Origin of the sequence: Cryobacterium sp. TMT1-19, assembly GCF_004403055.1 — a bacterium.
Classification (GTDB): Bacteria; Actinomycetota; Actinomycetes; order Actinomycetales; family Microbacteriaceae; genus Cryobacterium; species Cryobacterium sandaracinum.
On record NZ_SOHB01000030.1, the window covers coordinates 1 to 17680 of the forward strand.

A 17680-nucleotide genomic window follows, 5' to 3' on the forward strand; every position below is an offset into this window, starting at 1 on the left:
CCCCGAAGACGGCGAGTTCGTGCTCTCCACCTTCGACTCCATCACCGGACCCCGCCGCGGCGGAGTGCGCTTCGTCGACCCGGAACGCGCCGCCTGGGCAAAGAAAATGCAGGACGACCCGCGCAGCACCGAGCAGATCAACGCGGACTCCCTCGTGCAGCTGCTGAAGATCGCCGGCGAGGCCGACCCAAGCCGGGTCTTCGGCGGCCGCCGCCCGGCGGTGCGCGTGATCGTGACCGAGAAGGCTCTCACAGCCGAACCCGGCGAGCCGGGTGCCGCCGAACCCGCCGCTCACGGGCAGATCGAAGGCAACCCGATCCCGATCTCGCAGGAAACCATCGACCGGTTGCTCTGCGACACCGGCACCCGCGGCATCAANGGCACCCGCGGCATCAAGTTCGACGACATCGGCCAGATCATCGACGTCGGCCGTGACGAACGACTCTTCACCGAGAAACAACGCGCCGCGATGGGAGTGCGCGACGGCGGATGCCTCTGGGTCGGCTGCGACCGATCACCGGCCTGGAGCGAAGCCCACCACATCAACGAATGGCTCACAGACAGCGGAGACACCAACCTCGCCGACGGCGTGTTGCTCTGCCACCCGCACCATCTGCTGCTGCACAACCAGCACTGGAAGATCACCCGCACGGGAACCCAGTATTGGCTCCGGCCACCGGTGGAAAACGATCCGGAACAGACACTGATCGCACTGCCGAGCAAGGCGGTGGGGCTGTAGGGCGTGGCTCTGGCACCGGATCTTGACAGGCTCGACCACCGGGACGGGGGCGGCGGCGGGGGCGGCGGGGCGCGGCGTGCTACTCGGCGTGCTACTCGGCGGGCGGGGCGGTGGGAAGGAGGGCGAGGGTGGCCTTGAGGCGGGCCTCGGCGTCGTCATCGCCCTGACCCGCGAGACTCGCCGCGATGTTCGCCTCGGTCACGGCGCGGAGCACCTCGTCCCGCTGGATGCGCACGCCCCGGGGAGCGTCGACGCCGATCCGGATGCTGTCACCGCGCACGTCGAGAACGGTGATGACGATGTCGTCACCGATGAGGATCTTCTCCCCCTGTTTGCGTGTTAGAACCAGCACTCGTCCAGCCTAGCTTGACCGGTCGGGCCGGCCCGCGAGCCGTCGCCGCATTCCGGCCACGGTGCTGGCCTCGGCGGGGGCGCCGTCGACCCAGCCGATCGGGATCTGCAGCTCATCGACGGTCTCAGGCGAGACGGTGTCGCCATAGCCCGTCACCGCGATCGCGTCGACGTGCACGCTCTGGGCAACCTCGGCCGCCCACCGGGCGGTGTCTGCGGGCTTGCGGCCGGCATCGACGACCAGCCAGACCTGCTCGGCACCGAGCGCGGCCACCAATGCGGCGTAGATGTCCGCCGTGGCCGGGTCGGCACCCAGACCGAAGGCCAGAATTCCGGTCTGTCCGAGCTTGACTCCCCTGGCCCGTGCCTCCAGCGCCGTGCGCCGGTCGAGGATGCGCGCGAGCCCGGCCGCGGCAGGCGCTCCGACGTCGATCGCGCCGGCCACGAGGACCTCAGCCGAACCATGCGCCACGGCCAGCTCCCGCGCAATCCGCACCGCGGCATCCTGCCACCCGACGACGAGAACGAGGTTTCCGACACCCGGGAGCGGCCGCGGCACCGCCGCTTCGGCGGCCGCCTGCTCGTTCTCTCTCAGCCGGGCGTCCCTGCGCCTGCCGCCCCCCTGGGCGGCCGCCGGGTCGGGGGCGGGCGGCGCGGGAGTGGGCAGCACCGGCGGGTGGGGTTCCTGGGTGGCGAAGGTGAGTTCGTCCATCAGTCGGGCGAAGCCGTCCGTCGCGGTCGACAGGGGCGGGGAGGAGACGGGTGCCGCGGCGCGGTGAAGGCCCGCTTCCGCCGCGTCGGCATCGTCGAGAAGCGCGGCGATGCCGAGCCGGGCCTGCACGTCGAGCCGGGAGTGCGCCGCGCGCCGCCGCCGCTCCGGCACCTCGACCGTGACCTCGATGTGCCGGCGGGCGAAGAAGCCCTTGATGCCGCCGACGGTGACCCGTTCGGCGGCCACGATGCGCGCATCCGCCCCGTGCTCGGCGAGGATGCGTGCCTTGAGCTCCTGGAGGGATGAACCCTCAAGCTGAAATCGACTCGGTTCCACGTACCACTCCCACCGTTTCGATGGCCACGTTCGCCGAGGTGACCTCCTGATAGGACAGCACGGAGATACCGCCGGACTGCGCCGACACCAGTCGACGGATGGCCGGGCGCAGCGCCGGCGCGCAGACCAGCACCGCGGAGAGTCCGGCCGCTTCCACTTTGCCCAGCGCCTCCTTCAGCGACCCGAGAATGGCGTCGACCCGGTTCGGCTCCAACATGATCTGGGTGCCCTGGTCGGAGGGACGCATCCCCTCGAGCATGGACTGCTCCAAGGCGGGCTCGATCATGATCACCCGGAGCAGCCCGTCGTCGAGATACTGCGCTGTGAGAGCCGGGCCCAGCGCCTGACGGGCCGTCTCGATCAGGCCCTCCGGGTCATTCGACACCTTGGCGCGCAGGGAGAGGGACTCGTAGATGCGGGGCAGGTCGTTGATCGGGATCTGCTCCGCGAGCAGACCCTGCAGCACGCGCTGCACCTCGGCGAGGGAGAGCAGCCCGGGGATCAGATCCTCCACGGCGGACGGATTGACCAGCCGCACCCCCTCGGTGAGCATCCGCACGTCCTCGCGGGTGAGGAGCCTCGCCGCGTTGCCGGTGATGATCGAGGACAGGTGGGTGATGAGCACCGACACCCGGTCGATGACCGTGGCCCCGGTCATCTCCGCGCTGTGCCGCATCTCGCTGGGCACCCACTTGCCGGTGAGGCCGAACACGGGCTCCACCGTGGCCTGGCCCGGCAACGAGTCGAGGGCGTCGCCGAGGGCGAGCACCTTGCCGGCCGGGGCGACCCCGCGGCCGGCCTCCACGCCGGCGATCCGGATCGAATAGGTGGAGGAGGGCAGGTCCATGCTGTCGCGGGTGCGCACGGGCGGCACCACCACGCCGAGGTCGATGGCAACCTTGCGGCGCAGGGCACGCACGCGAGCCAGGAGGTCGTCCTGGGCTCCGGAGACAAGGTCGACGAGGTCAGGGGCCAGCAGGATCTCCAGGGCGTGCACCCGCATGGTTTCGATCAGGTCTTCTGGCGTGTCGGAGCGGGGCGCCATCGCCTCGGCGGCGACACCGGCATCCCGGCCCGCCTGGTCGCGGCTCTCCCCTGCCTTGATCCGGCGGGCGAAGAGGATCAGACCCAGCCCGATCACCACGAACGGGATGATCGGCATGCCCGGGATCAGGGCCATCAGGAGGGCCGCGCAGCCCGCGATCATCAGTGCGTTGCGGGACTGGGTGAGCTGGCCGGAGGCTGCCTCGCCGATGTCGGACTCCGCGTTGGAGCGGGTCACGATCATGCCGGTCGAGACCGCCATCAGCAGGGCCGGGATCTGCGTCACGAGGCCGTCGCCGATGGTGAGCAGGGAGTAGGTGCTCATGGCCTCGGTGACGGACAGTCCGAGCGAAATCATGCCGATCGCGATGCCGCCGACCAGGTTGATGATGATGATGACGATGCCGGCGATCGCGTCACCCTTGACGAATTTCGACGCGCCGTCCATGGCACCGTAAAAGTCCGCCTCTGCGGAGACCTCGGCCCGGCGTTCCCTGGCCTGCACGTCGGTGATCAGGCCGGCATTCAGGTCGGCGTCGATGGCCATCTGTTTGCCGGGCATGGCGTCGAGGGTGAACCGCGCACCGACTTCGGCGACGCGTTCGGCACCCTTGGTGACCACCACGAATTGGATCACGACGAGGATCAGGAAGATCACAGCGCCGATGATGAGCGACCCGCCCACGGCGACGTCGCCGAACGCGGCAATCACCTGCCCGGCGTAGCCGTCGCTGAGCACGAGCCGGGTCGAGGCCACGTTCAGGCCCAGCCGGAACAGGGTGGCGACGAGCAACAGCGACGGGAAAACGGAGAAATCGAGGGGCTTTTTGACAAACATCGTGGTCAGCAGTGTGACCAGCGCCAGGAGGATGTTGACGATGATCAGCACGTCGAGCAGCACGGCGGGCACCGGCACGACGAGCAGCAGGATGATACCGACAACCCCGACCGGCACCGCGAGTTTGGCGAGATTGCTGTTCATCGGTGGCCTCCGGCCGTCAGGACACGATCGTTCGGGGTGTGCGCGCGGGAACCGCGGCCGGTGCGTTCGCCGGCATCAGAGCCGCGAGACTTCAGCGCGAGCACGAAGGCGAGCACCTGCGCGACGGCGTTGTAGAGCTCCACCGGGATCTCGTCACCCAGCTGGCAGGCGCTGTGCAGGGCACGGGTGAGCGGGATGTCCCGCACGATGGGGACCCGGTCGGTCTCCGCCTGTTCCCGGATGCGCGCCGCGATCACTCCCGCTCCCGTGGCCACGACCCGGGGGGCGGACTTGCCCGGCTCGTAGCGGAGAGCGACGGCGAAGTGGGTGGGGTTGACCAGCACGACGTCGGACGTGGCGACGGCGGCGATCATGCGGTTGCGACTCATGGCGAGCTGCCGGGCCCGGCGCTGCGACTTCACCATCGGGTCACCCTCGGAACTCTTGTTCTCATCAGTGACTTCCTTCTTCGTCATGCGGGTGCGCTTGCGGTTGCGCTTCATCACGACGAACACATCCGCGGCGGCGAGTACCAGACCGGCGATGACAGCCGACTGCACAAGAGCGGTCGCGCCGTCACTGGCCGCTCCGATCAGCACGGAGACGGGCAGTCCCCCGGCCGTCATCAGGATGGGAGCGAGCCCCTGCACCACGAGCACCAGCACGAGACCCACGGCGATTGTCTTGAGCAGCGCCGTGACGCCCTGCCAGACGGCCTGGCTGCCGAAGGTGCGACCGAGGCCGGTCACCAGGTTGAACTGCTCGTATTTTCCGGCGACCTTCTTGAAGTGCACGCCGCCCTGCGCCACAGCGCCCACGAGGACGACCACGAAGACCGTCGCGAGCATCGGGGTGAGGATGGTTCCCATCGAGGCCAGCGAGTCCACCAGCATCTGCACGGCGAGGTCCGGCTGCGGGTTGGCGACCAGGCTGCGAATACGGATCATCTGGTCGGTTCCGGCGTCCGCGGCCAGACCGATGGTGACGGGGGCCATGGCGGCGGCCGCGCCGATGCCGATCCACGCGGTCAGGTCCTGGGACTTGGAGAGCTGGCCCTTGGACCGCACCTCGCGCATCCGTTTGTCGGTGGCTTGTTCGGTCTTCTCACCGGAGTCGGACAGCTATCTCACCCCCAGCATGGTGGCGACGGCGTCGTCGGTCAGCGACGCGACGATGCGCGGCAGGGCCACGAACCCGGCGGCGCCCAGCGTGAACGTGATCAAAATCTTGAGCGGGAACCCGAGCGCGAACGCGTTGAGGGCCGGGGCCACCCGGGTGAGCAGGCCGAGGCCGACGTCGGCGAGGAACAGGACGACGATCAGCGGTCCGGCGATCTGCACGGCGGAGAGCAGCATTTGGCCGACCGCGACTGTGATGGTCTGCATCGGCACCGCGAGGTCGATGCCGCCCCCGATCGGCAGGGCCGCGAACGTACGCGTGATGCCGCCAAGGATCAGCTGATAGCCGCCCGAGGCGAATAGGAGCGCCAGCGCGGTCATCTGGTACAGCCGCGTGAACTGGGCACCGTTGACCATGGCCTGCGGGTCGAAGCCCTGAGCGAGCTGGAAGCCGCCGAACATGTCGATCAGGTTGCCGGCGGACTGGATGGCGGAGAAGACCACGAGCACGAGGAAGCCGAGCAGGCCGCCGACCACGATCTCGAGGAGCAGGGCGGCGAAGAAACCGCCGGTGTCGGGCGAGACCCAGCCCGGCGTGACCCGAGGCGAAACCGCCAGGGCCAGGCCGAGGGCGAGCATGCCCTTGATCCGCAGGGGGAACGCGTTGTAGGAGAACGGCGGCGCCACAATGAGGAACGCCACCATCCGCACGCCCGCGAGCATGGTGGCTTCGATCCAGGCGAAGTCAAGGGTGATGTTCATCAGCCGCCACCGATGAGGCCGGGGATCTTGGCGAAGAGCATCTCCGTGAAGGACACCATCTCGGAGATCATCCAGTGCCCGGAGATGATCAGCGCCACAGCCACGGCGATGGCCTTGGGCACGAACGACAGCGTCACCTCCTGGATCTGGGTGATCGACTGCAGCAGGGAAATGGCGAAACCGACGACCAGGGCGGTGATCAGGATCGGCGCGGACAGTTTGCCGGCGATCAGGATGCCCTGCAGTCCGATGTCGAGGACGGCGTTGGCGTCCATCAGCCACCTCGGTAACTGGAGACGAGGGTCGTGATGATCAGACCCCAGCCGTCGACGAGTACGAACAGGAGGATCTTGAACGGCAGCGAGATCATCACCGGCGGCAGCATCATCATGCCCATCGACATCAGCGCCGCGGACACGACGAGGTCGATCACCAGGAACGGCACGAAGATGACGAACCCGATGATGAACGCGGCACGCAGCTCGGAGATCATGAACGCCGGGATCAGCGTGAGCAGCGACACGGCCTCGCGCGTCTCCGGGTTCGGCTGATCGGCGGCCCGGGTCATCAGGGCGAGGTCCTCTTCCCGGGTGTGCGCGAGCATGAACGTGCGTAGCGGCTTCGAGCCGAGTGTGACGGCGTCGTCGAAGGACATGGTGCCGTTCAGGTACGGCTGCAGGGCGCCGTCGTTGATGTCGGTGAGGATGGGCGACATGATGAACAGCGACAGGAACAGGGCCAGGCCGGCCAGCACCTGGTTCGGCGGGATCGACGGCAGCGCGAGCGCGTTGCGGGTCATCGCGAGCACAACGAAGATCTTCGTGAAGCTGGTCATCATCAGCAGCAGGGCCGGCGCGACCGACAGCAGGGTGATCCCGATCAGGGTCACGATCGCCGAGGACGGTTCGCCGTTCGGGCCGTTGATCTGCACGTTGAGCCCGCCGCCGCCCGGTTCCGTGGGGGTGACCGGGTCGGTCGGCGTGACCGGATCGGTCGGGGCGGCATGGCCCGCCGGCGCAACGAGCAGCACGAACGCCACGACGATCACGAGCACGAGGGCCGCCATCATCAGGTACCGGGCGATGTCCCGGCTTCGATCCGGGCGCACGGCCGCGAGTGTCACCGGCCCTGCCGGAGGGCGGCAGCGGTCTGCTGCCAGGTGGCGGGAGACAGGATCGACCCGCCGATCCGGCCCGGAATGGCGCGGTCCCGGCGCGGCCGGAGGATGAGCGGCGGCGTGAGTTCCTCTCCGTCGTGAGTGGCGCCGGCGTGCGTTGCCTGGTCGAGCTCGCGGGCGAAGTCGGCCGCGGCGTGGTGCGCGCGGCGTCCGGGAAGGGTAGCGGCGAGGGCGGCGGTGAGGGGCGCCGGGAGGGGCGCCGCGGCATCCGTCGGCGCCTGACCGTCGTGCAGCACGCTGACCGACTGCTCGGTCACGCCGAGCACGAACCGGCGGCCCTCGATGTCGACGACGACGACGGATGCCTTCTGGCCGACGCCCTGCCGGCCCACCACGGTGACCAGGTTCGGGATGCGGCCACCGAGGGAGCCCTTCGTCAGCTTGCGCTGGAGCACCCAGAGCAGCCCCAGCACGGCGGCCAGGGACAGCGCCACCCGGAGCGCGACCAGGATGGTGTCCACCTAGGTCAGGCTCTCGGCCACATCGAGGATCTGGGTGATCCGCACCGCGTAGTCCTGGTCGACGACCACGATCTCGCCGTGCGCGATCAGCCGGCCGTTGAGCAGGATGTCCGCGGGAGCCCCGGCGGACCGGTCGAGTTCGATGACGGCCCCCGGTTCGAGCGAGAGCACGTCGCGCACCGACATGCGGGTACGCCCGATTTCCACGGTCAACGACATCTGCACGCTGTTGATCCGGCCGAGCTTGCCGGACACGGACTGGCTGGACCTGGCCGCACCGTTGGAGACGCCGTTGTCACGCAGCCGCACGGCGAACCAGCCGGTGATCTGGCCGTCGCCGGACAGCTCGAAGACGCTGGTGGCGGGATCCGCGAACAGGGCCGTGGCGTCGTCGGACCGGGTGTCCCCCAGGACCCCGATCCCGAAGACGCCGGACGCGCTCTCCAACGCCGGGCGCAGCACGTCCTGACGGGAGATCAGCGAGGAATCGAGGCCGGACGCGGAGTCGAGCGCGGCCGGGTCCGCAAGCACGACGGCGAGATCCGCGGAGGTGACGCCGACGAAGGAGGCGACCGCGGCGGTGCCGAGCCGGCCGGCGAGAGCGGCACCGGAGCAGGGCTCGGCCCGGAGCCGCGTCACGGTGGGGAGCACGTCCAGCAGGGCCTCGACGGCTGCCGTCTGCACGGCGATGGGGATGACGGTCATGGGGTGGACTCCTCGGTGTCGATGACGATGCAGGCCAGTCGGGAGCCGTTGGAACCGACGGCGGCGCGGGCGAGCGTGTGGCCGTCGACGACCACGTCGAGCGGGCGGTGCTGGGGGTGCGGAAGGGGCAGCACATCATTCACGGCGAGACCCAGCACGACGCTGGGCAGAACCAGCGCGGGCGTCAGCTGCAAGGAGACATCCACCGGAACCTGGGCCAGCTGGGCGCGCAGCAGGTCGGCCGGGTCGGCACTTCCGGTCTCCGGAGCCGACTCGACGAGTTGAGGCAACAGTGCCTCCGCCGGAAGGGCGACCGTGGCGGCGCAGGACGCGTCGCCGATGCGCATCGTGAAGCTGGCGACGATCATCAGGTCGGCGGTGGCCGCGGCCTGGGCGAACTGGGAGTTGTACTGGATGCCGCCGACGGTGATCGTGTGCACGAGCAGGGAACCCAGCGAGTAACGCAGGTCCTCGAGGGCGTCGTCCATGAGCCGGCGCACCAGGGCCAGCTCGATCTGGGTGAACGCCCGTTCCGGCGGCATGGTGACCGCGGTTCCGCCCAGCATGTGGCTCACCCAGGACAGGGCCGCGGAGGTCGGGAACTGCACGACGGCTTTCGCGGGGATGCCACTCACCGGGCAGAGCACCATGGCGGTCGTGGCAGGCAGCGACGACGCGTATTCGTCGTAGGTGCGCATGAGCACGTGGTCGCATTTCACCTGGGACATGACGCGCACCTTGGCGGTGAGCTGGGTGCCCCACTGGCGCGCGAAGGTTTCGAAGGCGAGTTCGAGCACCCGGGAGTGCTCGCGTGCGAGCGTTGTCGGGCGACGAAAGTCGTACACCTCGACCGTGCGCTTCGCCGAAGCGGGCACACCAATCACTGCTTGTTCCTGGACCGTCACGGTGAGGACTATCGGTCAGGGCAAACGGATGGTTAGCAGCTCAGTGTGCTTTTTCCGCGTCTTTGTCGACTTCGGTTCCCGCGGTCTTCGTGGTTTTCGTCTTTTCCGTGGTGTCCACGGTTTCCGTGGTTCCCGTGTCTTCAGCAGGTTCCGTGCCGGCGGCGGTGAAACCCGAGACGATGTCGGGGATCAGCGTGCGCACCGCCTCCGGCTGGCTGGAGAGGAGCACCACGTCGACCCGTCGGTTCTGCGCCTGGGCCGCCAGATCGGCTCCCTCCGCGACCGGCCGGGCCGAGCCGTAGCCGACGGCGGAGATCCGTTCCTGACCCACGCCGCCGAACTCGACCAGGCGGCGGAGTACGGCGGTCGCCCGGCCGGCGGATAGCTCCCAGTCGGTGGGGTAGTTGGTGGTGACGCCGTGCCGGTCGGCGTGGCCCTCCACTTTCACCTCGCGGGTGTTGGCGGAGAGGATCGGCGCCACGGCGTCGAGGACCTGCACGGCCTGGCGGCTCAGGTTGGCGAGGTTGGGTTCGAAAAACGCCTCGGAGCCGATCAGCCCGATGACCAGGCCGCGGTCGTCAATGGTGAACTGCACCTCCTGGGCCACGCCCTGGGCATCCACTGCGGCCTGCAGGGCGTCCTTCACCGCGGTGAGGTCCGTGACCTCTGCCGCCGCGAGGTCGATGTCGGTGAACCCGGTCACCTCGGACTGGGCGACCTTGTCCTTGGTCACGACCACGCCCTTGGCCGTGTCGACCTTGCCGACGTCGGTGGCCCCGAACCCGGTCGCGAGCGAGTTCTTCAGCTGCAGGAACTTCTCCTGGTCGACGGAAGACATCGCGAACAGCACGATGAACATGCACATCAGCACGGTGACCATGTCCATGTACGACGCCATCCACCGCTCGTCGACGTGCTCGACGTGCTCCTCCTCGAGGCCCCGCCTGCGGCCGTGCCCGCGTCCGTGCCCGCTCATGCGGCCTTCGGCAGGGACGTGTCCACTTTGTCCGCCTTGGGGCCCTTGCCGGGTTTGCCCGGTTTGCCCGGTTTGCCCGGTTTGCCTGCCCTGGCGGAGGCCGGCGCGGGCACCATGGCGCGCAGTCTCTCGCCGAGGAGCCGAGGCTGGCTGCCTGCCTGCACGGCCAGCGCACCCTCCAGGAGCAGGGTCATCCGTTCGACTTCGATGTCGCTGAGGCGCTTGAGCCGGCTGCCGATCGGCAGCCAGAGGAAGTTGGCCGTGAGCAGGCCCCACAGGGTCGCGACGAACGCGGCCGCGATCATCGGGCCGAGGGTGGACGGGGTGTCGAGGTTCTCGAGCACGTGCGTGAGCGAGACGACGGTTCCGATGATGCCGACCGTGGGCGCGTAGCCGCCGAGGCTGGTGAAGAACTTGGCAGCGTTGCGGCTCTCCTTGGTGGCGGTCGCGAGCTCGTCTTCCAGCAGGATGCGCAGTTCATCGCCGTCGGTGCCGTCGGCGATGTTCTGCAGGGCGCCACGCAGGAACGGGTCGGCGACGTTATCAGCCTCCTGCTCGAGGGCGAGCAGACCGGAACTGCGCGCCTTCTCGGCCAAGCCGACGACCTGGTCGATGACCTGCTGCGGCGGGGTGGTCTTGCCGATGAAGGCGGCGGGCACGGCTTTGAACGCGGAGATCGCGTCCCTGATCGTGCCGCCGGCGATGCCGACCGCGATGGTGGCGCCGAACACGAGAATCATCGGTGCCGGCAGAAGGATCGAGTGCAGGCTGCTGCCCTCGAGGGTGATCATGGCGAAGAGTGAGCCGAAGGCGATGGCGATGCCGACCAGGGTTGCCGGATCCATCAGAGCCTCCGCGGGCGGGCGGGAACCGTGCTGCCCGGTTCGATGATTTCCTCGATCGCGTGCGGCCCCTCGACGATTTCGAGCGAACGGATGCCCGGCCGGTAGTCGGCATCCGGCGTCAGGTAGGCCAGCGAGATCACATGGGCCCGGAACCGGGCGATCTTCTCGATGACGTCGTCGAGGGTCTCCGTGACGATGAACTTGGCGCCGTCGACCATGACCAGGGTCGTGTCGGGGCTCGCGTGGATGCGCTCGATCAGGTCCGGGTTGATCGCGAACTGGCTGTTGTTCAGCCGCGTCACAACGATCATGGTGTCCACCCCGGGTTCAGAACGGTTCCAGCAACCGTTACGCCTCACTGTCGGCCGCCCGGCCGGGCGCGTTAGCTGCCGGCCGCATCGAGCCCGTGACCTGACCTGGAAAGCCGCACGACCACATCCGTCGCCGATTGTGGCCAACTCAGGAGATCCGTCTGGCCGAGCCGGAAATCCGGTCTGCTTCCGCACAGGTCCGCGGCGGACGGTCAACCCGGCCGCCGGATGTCCTGAGTTGGCCGCACACACGGGCTCCGCCGGGGCGGCACACACGGAAGAGTGTGGAGAGGCAGAATCTCCGTCGAACTGATTCGACGGAGATTCTGCCCAAAACGCACTCAAAGACGAGAAAACCGCGCTCTGTCGCGAAAATCTCCGTCGAATTGGTTACGCCGCGCGCACCAGGATCTCGCCGGGCGCGGCCGCGTCGCTGCCGAAGATCAGGTGTCGGGTGGCGATCTTGTCGGTGAAGAACCGGTCGTGGCTGACCACCACCACGGCCCCCGGAAAGTGGATGAGGGCGCGCTCCATCACCTGGGTGCTGGCCATGTCGAGGTGGTTCGTCGGTTCGTCGAGCAGGAGCACAGCGGCCCCCGACAGCAAGCACTGTGCCATGGCGACGCGGGCCCGCTGCCCGCCGGAGAGGTTGCCGATCTTCTGCTTGAGGTCGGCCTCGGAGAATTGAAACATCGCGAGGAACCGGTTGACGGACTTGCGGGTCGCTGTGAAGGCGAGACTGCCCGGCATCGCGTTCACGGAGTGGCTGACGGTGTCATCGTCGTCAAGGCCGTCGAGCACCTGGTTGTAGGAGACCACGGCGGCGCCGGAGGCCCAGGCCACCTCGCCGAAATCGGCCTTCTCCTCCCCCGCCAGAACCCGTAGCAGGGTGGTCTTGCCGCTGCCGTTGGAGCCCAGGACCACGATGCGGTTGCCGCGCCGGATCTCGAAGGTGAGGTCGGCGAACAGCGCCTTCTCGCCGTAGGACTTGCTGAGCGACTCGATGCGGCAGAGCGAGTCCTTCACGTGCAGCCCGCCGTAGATCTCGGTGATGATCGTGTCGACGGGCCGCGGGCTGCGGGTCTTCTTGATGTGCGCGAGTTGGCTGTCGAGGGTGCGGCTGGCAGCCTTTGCGGCCTCGCGGCGGTCGCTGATCCCCTCCGCCTCGAAAGCGAGCAGTTCCGACTCGTGCAGGAACTGCAGCTCGAGGGTTTTCAGGCGAAATTGCTTCTGCACCACGTAGTCGCCGAAGTTGCCGGGGTACTCGTGCAGGTGGTAGTTCTCGACCTCAATGATGCGGGTGACGACCCCGTCAAGGAACCGGCGATCGTGCGAGACGATGATGGCCGCACCGCGGAATGAGCGGAACCAGGCCTCGAGCCACTCGACGCCGGCGACGTCCAGGTAGTTGGTTGGTTCGTCCAGGAGCAGCACGTCGGGCCGCTCAAGCAGGATCTTCGCCAGCGCCGCCCGGTTGCGCCAACCGCCGGACAGCAAATCGATGGCGCAGACGCGGTGGGCCTCGTCGAAACCGAGGGTGGTCAGCGCGGCGTCGATACGCCGCGGGTAGTCCCAACCATCGAGGCGGTCCATGTCTTCGAACAACTCGGCCTGGCGGTGGATCAGCCGGTCGAGTTCGGCGCTTTGCGCGGAATCCGCCGCGATCTGGGCGTCGATCGACGCGAGCTCGGCCTCGAGGGCCTTGATCGGGGCGAACAGGCCGTCGAGCACCTCGGTGATCGTGGATTCGCCGTTCAGTTCGGAGAACTGGGAGAAGTAGCCAACCCGGGTGCCGGCCTCGAGGGTGACGGTGCCGGCATCCGCGCTCACCTGGCCGAGGACCAGCTTGAGAATCGTCGACTTACCTGACCCGTTGCGGCCGATCAGTCCAACCCGGTCGCCTGGTTCCAGTCGGAAGAAGGCTTCACGCAGAATCTGGGTGTTCTCGAAACGGATGCTGACGTCGTTCAGCCTGATCAGGCTCACTGTGGCCGTCCTCTCGGGTTCGGTTCAGCCCCCGGGCGAGGCGGACGGCCAACTTTACCGTGTCAGGCAGGCGGTTCAGGGCGTGTGGTCGTCACCCATGGCGGATGCGCCCTTGTGGTCGTCCATGCGACCGAACGTGGTCTCGAGCACGCTGGCCAGCTTGTGCAGCGCACCGCTGACGGCCCCGGTCATCGTGGAGGAATGGTCGGTCGCCGCGAGGGGGTTGCCCCCGGCGGGACGCACCTCGAGCAGGCAACGGATGTCGTCGGTCGTCGCCCTGCCTGCGCTCTCGTCGCTGAGGTGGACCTCGACCCGCGTCAACCGGGAGCTGAACCGGGCCAGAACAATTTTGACCGAGGACTCCACCTCCGCCACGACTGCGTCCGTACCCGCGATGTTGTTGTCGGTGTTGACCAGGATTTGCATCTTTGCTCCTCAGTTGAAACGTCAGTCATTCCAGTATGGCGCGCAAAAATGTGCGGCCTGACGACCCGCCGACGCCGGTTATCGGCGTAGGCGCTACCGCTTCAGGTTGGTGAGCTCCTGAAGCACCTCGTCGGAGGTGGTGATGATGCGCGCATTCGCCTGGAAGCCGCGCTGGGCGACGATCAGGTTGGTGAACTCCTGCGACAGGTCGACGTTGGACATTTCGAGGGTGCCGCCGCTGAGCGAGCCGAGGCCGCCGTCACCGGGGGCGCCGAGAGCCGCCTGGCCCGAGTTGAAGGTGGCGCGGTAGGCCGAGGAACCGGACTTCTCGAGGCCGCCCGGGTTGGTGAAGGTGGCCAGGGCGATGCGGGCGATGGCTGTCTGGCTGCCGTTGCTGAACAGGCCCACCAGGGTTCCGTCCTTGCCGAGGGTGAAGGACTGGAGGGAACCCGCCGTGGAACCGTCCTGGCTGCTGATCGTGGCCGTGCTCAGGCCCGCCTGCCCGGTCAGGGCGGTCAGATTCACCTTGACGTCGTTCACGATGAACGGACCGGTTGCCGTGAGCACACCTTCTGCATCGAGGGTCAAGGCCGTGGAGCCGGTACCCACTGCGTCGGTGCCGCTCGCGATCCAGCCGGTGGTCGTACGCGCGAAGGTGACCGACAGGGTACGGGCGGCACCCAGCGCGTCGTAGACCTTGACGTCGCGCACGATGGCGGAGCCTGCCGCCGCATCCGCCGGCAGGTTTCCGACCATGGTGACGCCACCGGTTGCCTTCGCCGGGATCATGGCCTGCAGCGGCAGGGTGATGTTGCCCACCGGGCCACCCTCGTTGATCTGCCCGTTGGCGCCGTTCCAGCCCTGCACGATCGCACCGTCCGGGGAGACCAGGCGACCCTCGGCGTCAAAGTCGAAGGCACCCGCACGGCTATAGAGCGTCTCGCCGGCCAGTTGGGTGACGAAGAACCCGTCGCCGGAGATCGCCATGTCGGTGGCCCGCCCGGTTGACTGCGCGGAGCCCTGGGAGAAGTTCGTGGCGATCCCGGCCACCTGCACGCCGAGCCCGACCTGAGCCGGGTTCGTGCCGCCCACCTGCTCCTGGGGGCCGCCCGCACCCTGCTTCAGCTGCGAAAGGGTGTCCTGGAACTGTACGGCCGACGCCTTGAACGCGGTGGTGTTGACGTTGGCGATGTTGTTGCCGGTGACGTCGAGCATGGTCTGGTGCGAGCGGAGGCCGGAGATACCGGAGTACAGGGAGCGAAGCATGGGGTGCTGCCTTTCGGTGGGAAACGAGAACGAGAACGGATGTGAGGTGTGGGTCAGGCGGAGAGGCCGGGAGTGGTGCCGGCGGCGGCGCTCGCGCCCGAGGTGACGCCGGTCACCAGGTCGAGGGCGACGAGGGTCCCGTCGATGGTGACCTGGGGAACGGCCCCGGCGTAGGAGACGCTCGAGGCGGTACCGGTGCCCACAGTGCCGTCGGCCCGCGTGAAGGTGACGTCCTGTCCGACCAGGGCCGCTGCGGCGACGCGCATCTGCAGGGAGAAATTCTCGTCGGCGGTCGTTGAGAGCGCCGCGAGCTTCTCCATCATGGCCAGCTGCGTGGTCTGAGAGATCATCTGGTTGGTGTCCATGGGCGAACTGGGATCCTGGTTGCGCAGCTGGGTGACCAGCAACGACATGAACGCCTCGGAATCCAGGGTCTGTTTCGGGGCGCGCACGGGGGCGGTCGAGTACATCCCGGCCGGGGCGGCTGCTGCCACTGCGTCGATGGTCAAAGGATCTCTTTTCTGGGATGGTGGGGTCTGTGTCGGTGGGGTCTGAGGTGGCAGCAGGTCAGACGAGAACGTCGATGGTGGTGTGTGAGCCGGCGGCGCGCAGGGAAAACAGTCTGAGGTCGGCGGCACGGTCGGCGGCAGGGCCGGCCGCACGGTCACCTCGGGTCGCCCTGTCGTCTTCGGCCGGCCGCTCCTGGCGGGCGTCGGGTCCGCCCTGTCGGGAGGCCGAGGGGTCCGAGGCGCGGGCGTCGGCCGACAGGGTGAGCTGCGCGTTCAGCCCGCCGCCCGACAGGTCCCGGCGCAGGTCGGGCAGGATGGCCCGGAGCGCCTCTCGGGCCAGGTCCGTGGGCGCGAACAGCTCGACCCGAATGTGCTCCCCGCGCACGTGAGCCCGCACGGTGACCGGGCCCAGATTGTCGGGACTCACGCTGATGGTCAGCACGTGGTCGCCGTTGGCGGCGCCCACCAGGGTGAACAGGGGTCGGGACACCTGGCCGGCCAGTGGCGCGGGCGGTGCTGCCGGGGCCGAGGCCGGGGCGCCGGGCGGCACAAGGGGGGCGGTGGCCGGGGTGGCCGCCGTGGCCGGGGTGCCGAGCGGCACGAGCAGGGCGGCAGTCGCCGAGGCTTCGGCCTGGTTCAGGTTCACGGTGGCCGCGCGGTCACCGGCGACGGATGTCCCTGCGGCCGCGCCGAGGCCCGTGGGCGCCGTGAGGCCCGTGGGCGCCGTGAGGCCCGTGGGCGCCGTGAGGCCCGTGGGCGCCGTGCCCGCGACAGTCGCTCCGGCGGAAGATGCCGTTTCGGCTACGGGCCCTGCGGTGGCACCGGGCCCTGCGGTGGCGACGGGCGCTACGGCGGCGGGTGCGGGTGGCACCGGCATCGGGGCAGCGAGAGCCCCGGCCGGAAGCGCGGTACCGCCAGCGGCGTTCGCTGCGGTGAAAGTGTTGGAGTCTGCGGCGGACGTCTCCGTGGAGTCTGAGTCGGCTACGGATCCGGTGGCAGCGATGGTGGAAGTCTCGGCGGCGGCGGCGGTGCCGGCGGCGGCGGTCGGGATGGTCACGGCCTCGGTCCCGACGGAGTCGGCGAGGGCAGCACTGTCGGCTCCGGTGGCTATCGCCCCGGTGGCTTTCGCACCGGTCGGCAGTGGCGGGAGGCTGAACCCGGCGGGAGGCAGGATGGCGCTCGGCTGCTGGTGCTCCGGGGCCGGCGCCGCGCCGGTCTGGGCGTTCCTCAGATCAGTGGTCGGTCCGGAGGCCGGTTCGGCTGTGCGCTCCGAGGTCGGCTCGGGAGCCCGGGATGAGGTTGATGCGGAACCCGGCGGAGACGCGATCGCGGAGGTGCGCGGGCCCGCGAGGGTGTCCTGCAGCACGGACGCGAATGAGCCGGCACCCGGGCGGGCACCCAGCGGGCCACGCGAAGCCGAGGGGGAGGCGGCGGAGGAGGCGGATGAGGACGCGGCGGCGGATGAGGACGCGGATGCCAGCGCCTGCGCCTGCCCCGCGGTGTGGGGCGCCGGCGCCAGCCGGACGGACGTGGCGCTCATCGGGAGGCTCCGTTCATGAATGAGGCCAGTGCGGCGCTGAGCTGGCTGCCGGCGGCTGACGAAGCGGAGGCCGTGCTCGAGGACGCCGGGCTCGCGGTGGCGGCCGGGGCATCCGGAATCACACGGCGGATGGTGTCGATCTCGGAGTCGTCCATGTAGGCCTCGACCAGTGAGACCGTGCGGCCCTCGTAGGGCGCGTGGATGACCTTGTTGTCGCCGGCGTAGATCAGGATGTGCTCGCCGCCGCCGGTGACGATCAGGTCACCGGGCTTGGCCTCGGCGAGGGAACCGACCTCGGTGCCGATCTTCATCTGGCCCGACACGAGGCGCGGCACGTCTATGCCCATTTCGGCATACACGGTTTGCACCAACCCGGAACAGTCCATGCCGCTGGCGTCTTCACCGCCGAAGACGTAGGGCACGCCCAGGTACTTCTTCGCGGCGTCGACCACGTCGGCGCCGGTGGCCCCGCCCGGGTTCGGCGCGGCCGGGCGGACCGCGGCGGCGCCCGACGCCGTCGCGAGGGCGT

At 68.9% G+C, this 17680-nt stretch carries 20 protein-coding genes; 1 reads left to right on the forward strand and 19 read right to left on the reverse strand.

All coding sequences use genetic code 11. The annotated features are described in order from the left end of the window. A partial coding sequence (locus tag E3T40_RS08145) for a DUF222 domain-containing protein (RefSeq protein WP_134543106.1) occupies positions 1 to 739 on the forward strand: 739 nt, incomplete at its 5' end. 91 nt (positions 740 to 830) lie between these two features. Here the strand turns inward: E3T40_RS08145 and csrA are convergent. The 19 genes from csrA to E3T40_RS08240 form a co-directional block, all read right to left on the reverse strand. Further along, positions 831 to 1091, reverse strand: coding sequence for a carbon storage regulator CsrA (gene csrA / locus E3T40_RS08150; protein WP_104099312.1), 261 nt, complete (start codon positions 1089 to 1091; stop codon positions 831 to 833). Positions 1092 to 1100: 9 nt separating this feature from the next. Beyond that, the gene (locus tag E3T40_RS08155) at positions 1101 to 2138 is read right to left on the reverse strand and encodes a hypothetical protein (protein ID WP_134543107.1); all 1038 of its coding nucleotides are present in this window, start codon (positions 2136 to 2138) and stop codon (positions 1101 to 1103) included. After that, entirely contained in the window at positions 2113 to 4164 is a 2052-nt protein-coding gene (locus E3T40_RS08160) for a flagellar biosynthesis protein FlhA (protein WP_134543108.1), read from the reverse strand. The genes E3T40_RS08155 and E3T40_RS08160 overlap by 26 nt, the downstream gene beginning before the upstream one ends. Then, complete coding sequence (locus E3T40_RS08165; RefSeq protein ID WP_134543109.1) at positions 4161 to 5285, reverse strand: flagellar biosynthesis protein FlhB; 1125 nt, start codon at positions 5283 to 5285, stop codon at positions 4161 to 4163. Before E3T40_RS08165 ends, E3T40_RS08160 begins: the two co-directional genes overlap by 4 nt. Continuing rightward, positions 5286 to 6044 carry a flagellar biosynthetic protein FliR gene (locus E3T40_RS08170; RefSeq protein WP_104099308.1) on the reverse strand — a complete coding sequence of 253 codons (759 nt, stop codon included), beginning with the start codon at positions 6042 to 6044 and terminating at the stop codon, positions 5286 to 5288. It abuts the gene before it with no gap. Next, a complete protein-coding gene (gene fliQ, locus E3T40_RS08175; protein WP_134401507.1) occupies positions 6044 to 6319 on the reverse strand; it encodes a flagellar biosynthesis protein FliQ in 276 nt (91 codons plus the stop codon). Before fliQ ends, E3T40_RS08170 begins: the two co-directional genes overlap by 1 nt. After that, positions 6319 to 7113: a flagellar type III secretion system pore protein FliP gene (fliP, locus tag E3T40_RS08180; RefSeq protein ID WP_174722128.1), complete on the reverse strand. Its 795-nt coding sequence runs from the start codon at positions 7111 to 7113 to the stop codon at positions 6319 to 6321. The genes fliQ and fliP overlap by 1 nt, the downstream gene beginning before the upstream one ends. A gap of 50 nt (positions 7114 to 7163) precedes the next feature. After that, on the reverse strand, positions 7164 to 7682 hold the full coding sequence (locus tag E3T40_RS08185; RefSeq protein ID WP_134543110.1) for a flagellar biosynthetic protein FliO: 519 nt from the start codon (positions 7680 to 7682) through the stop codon (positions 7164 to 7166). Beyond that, positions 7683 to 8387, reverse strand: a complete 705-nt coding sequence (fliN, locus tag E3T40_RS08190; RefSeq protein WP_104171302.1) for a flagellar motor switch protein FliN — start codon at positions 8385 to 8387, stop codon at positions 7683 to 7685. Then, entirely contained in the window at positions 8384 to 9262 is an 879-nt protein-coding gene (locus E3T40_RS08195) for a flagellar motor switch protein FliM (RefSeq protein WP_241981715.1), read from the reverse strand. The genes fliN and E3T40_RS08195 overlap by 4 nt, the downstream gene beginning before the upstream one ends. A gap of 70 nt (positions 9263 to 9332) precedes the next feature. Then, positions 9333 to 10268 carry a flagellar motor protein MotB gene (locus E3T40_RS08200; protein ID WP_134543112.1) on the reverse strand — a complete coding sequence of 312 codons (936 nt, stop codon included), beginning with the start codon at positions 10266 to 10268 and terminating at the stop codon, positions 9333 to 9335. Next, on the reverse strand, positions 10265 to 11113 hold the full coding sequence (locus E3T40_RS08205) for a motility protein A (RefSeq protein ID WP_134543113.1): 849 nt from the start codon (positions 11111 to 11113) through the stop codon (positions 10265 to 10267). The genes E3T40_RS08200 and E3T40_RS08205 overlap by 4 nt, the downstream gene beginning before the upstream one ends. Beyond that, positions 11113 to 11424 (reverse strand): flagellar FlbD family protein, encoded by a 312-nt coding sequence (locus tag E3T40_RS08210; RefSeq protein WP_104171347.1) that lies wholly within the window; start codon positions 11422 to 11424, stop codon positions 11113 to 11115. The genes E3T40_RS08205 and E3T40_RS08210 overlap by 1 nt, the downstream gene beginning before the upstream one ends. 390 nt (positions 11425 to 11814) lie before the next feature. Then, the gene (locus tag E3T40_RS08215) at positions 11815 to 13410 is read right to left on the reverse strand and encodes an ABC-F family ATP-binding cassette domain-containing protein (RefSeq protein WP_134543114.1); all 1596 of its coding nucleotides are present in this window, start codon (positions 13408 to 13410) and stop codon (positions 11815 to 11817) included. Between the two features lie 75 nt (positions 13411 to 13485). Further along, on the reverse strand, positions 13486 to 13836 hold the full coding sequence (locus E3T40_RS08220) for an HPF/RaiA family ribosome-associated protein (protein WP_104171307.1): 351 nt from the start codon (positions 13834 to 13836) through the stop codon (positions 13486 to 13488). 93 nt (positions 13837 to 13929) lie between these two features. Continuing rightward, positions 13930 to 15102, reverse strand: a complete 1173-nt coding sequence (locus E3T40_RS08225; RefSeq protein WP_134543115.1) for a flagellar hook protein FlgE — start codon at positions 15100 to 15102, stop codon at positions 13930 to 13932. Between the two features lie 53 nt (positions 15103 to 15155). Beyond that, positions 15156 to 15611, reverse strand: a complete 456-nt coding sequence (locus E3T40_RS08230; protein WP_370287898.1) for a flagellar hook capping FlgD N-terminal domain-containing protein — start codon at positions 15609 to 15611, stop codon at positions 15156 to 15158. Between the two features lie 58 nt (positions 15612 to 15669). Then, positions 15670 to 17151: a flagellar hook-length control protein FliK gene (locus E3T40_RS08235; protein ID WP_134543116.1), complete on the reverse strand. Its 1482-nt coding sequence runs from the start codon at positions 17149 to 17151 to the stop codon at positions 15670 to 15672. Then, the coding region (locus tag E3T40_RS08240) for a C40 family peptidase (protein WP_134543117.1) at positions 17148 to 17680 on the reverse strand (533 nt) is incomplete at its 5' end. The genes E3T40_RS08235 and E3T40_RS08240, both read right to left, overlap by 4 nt.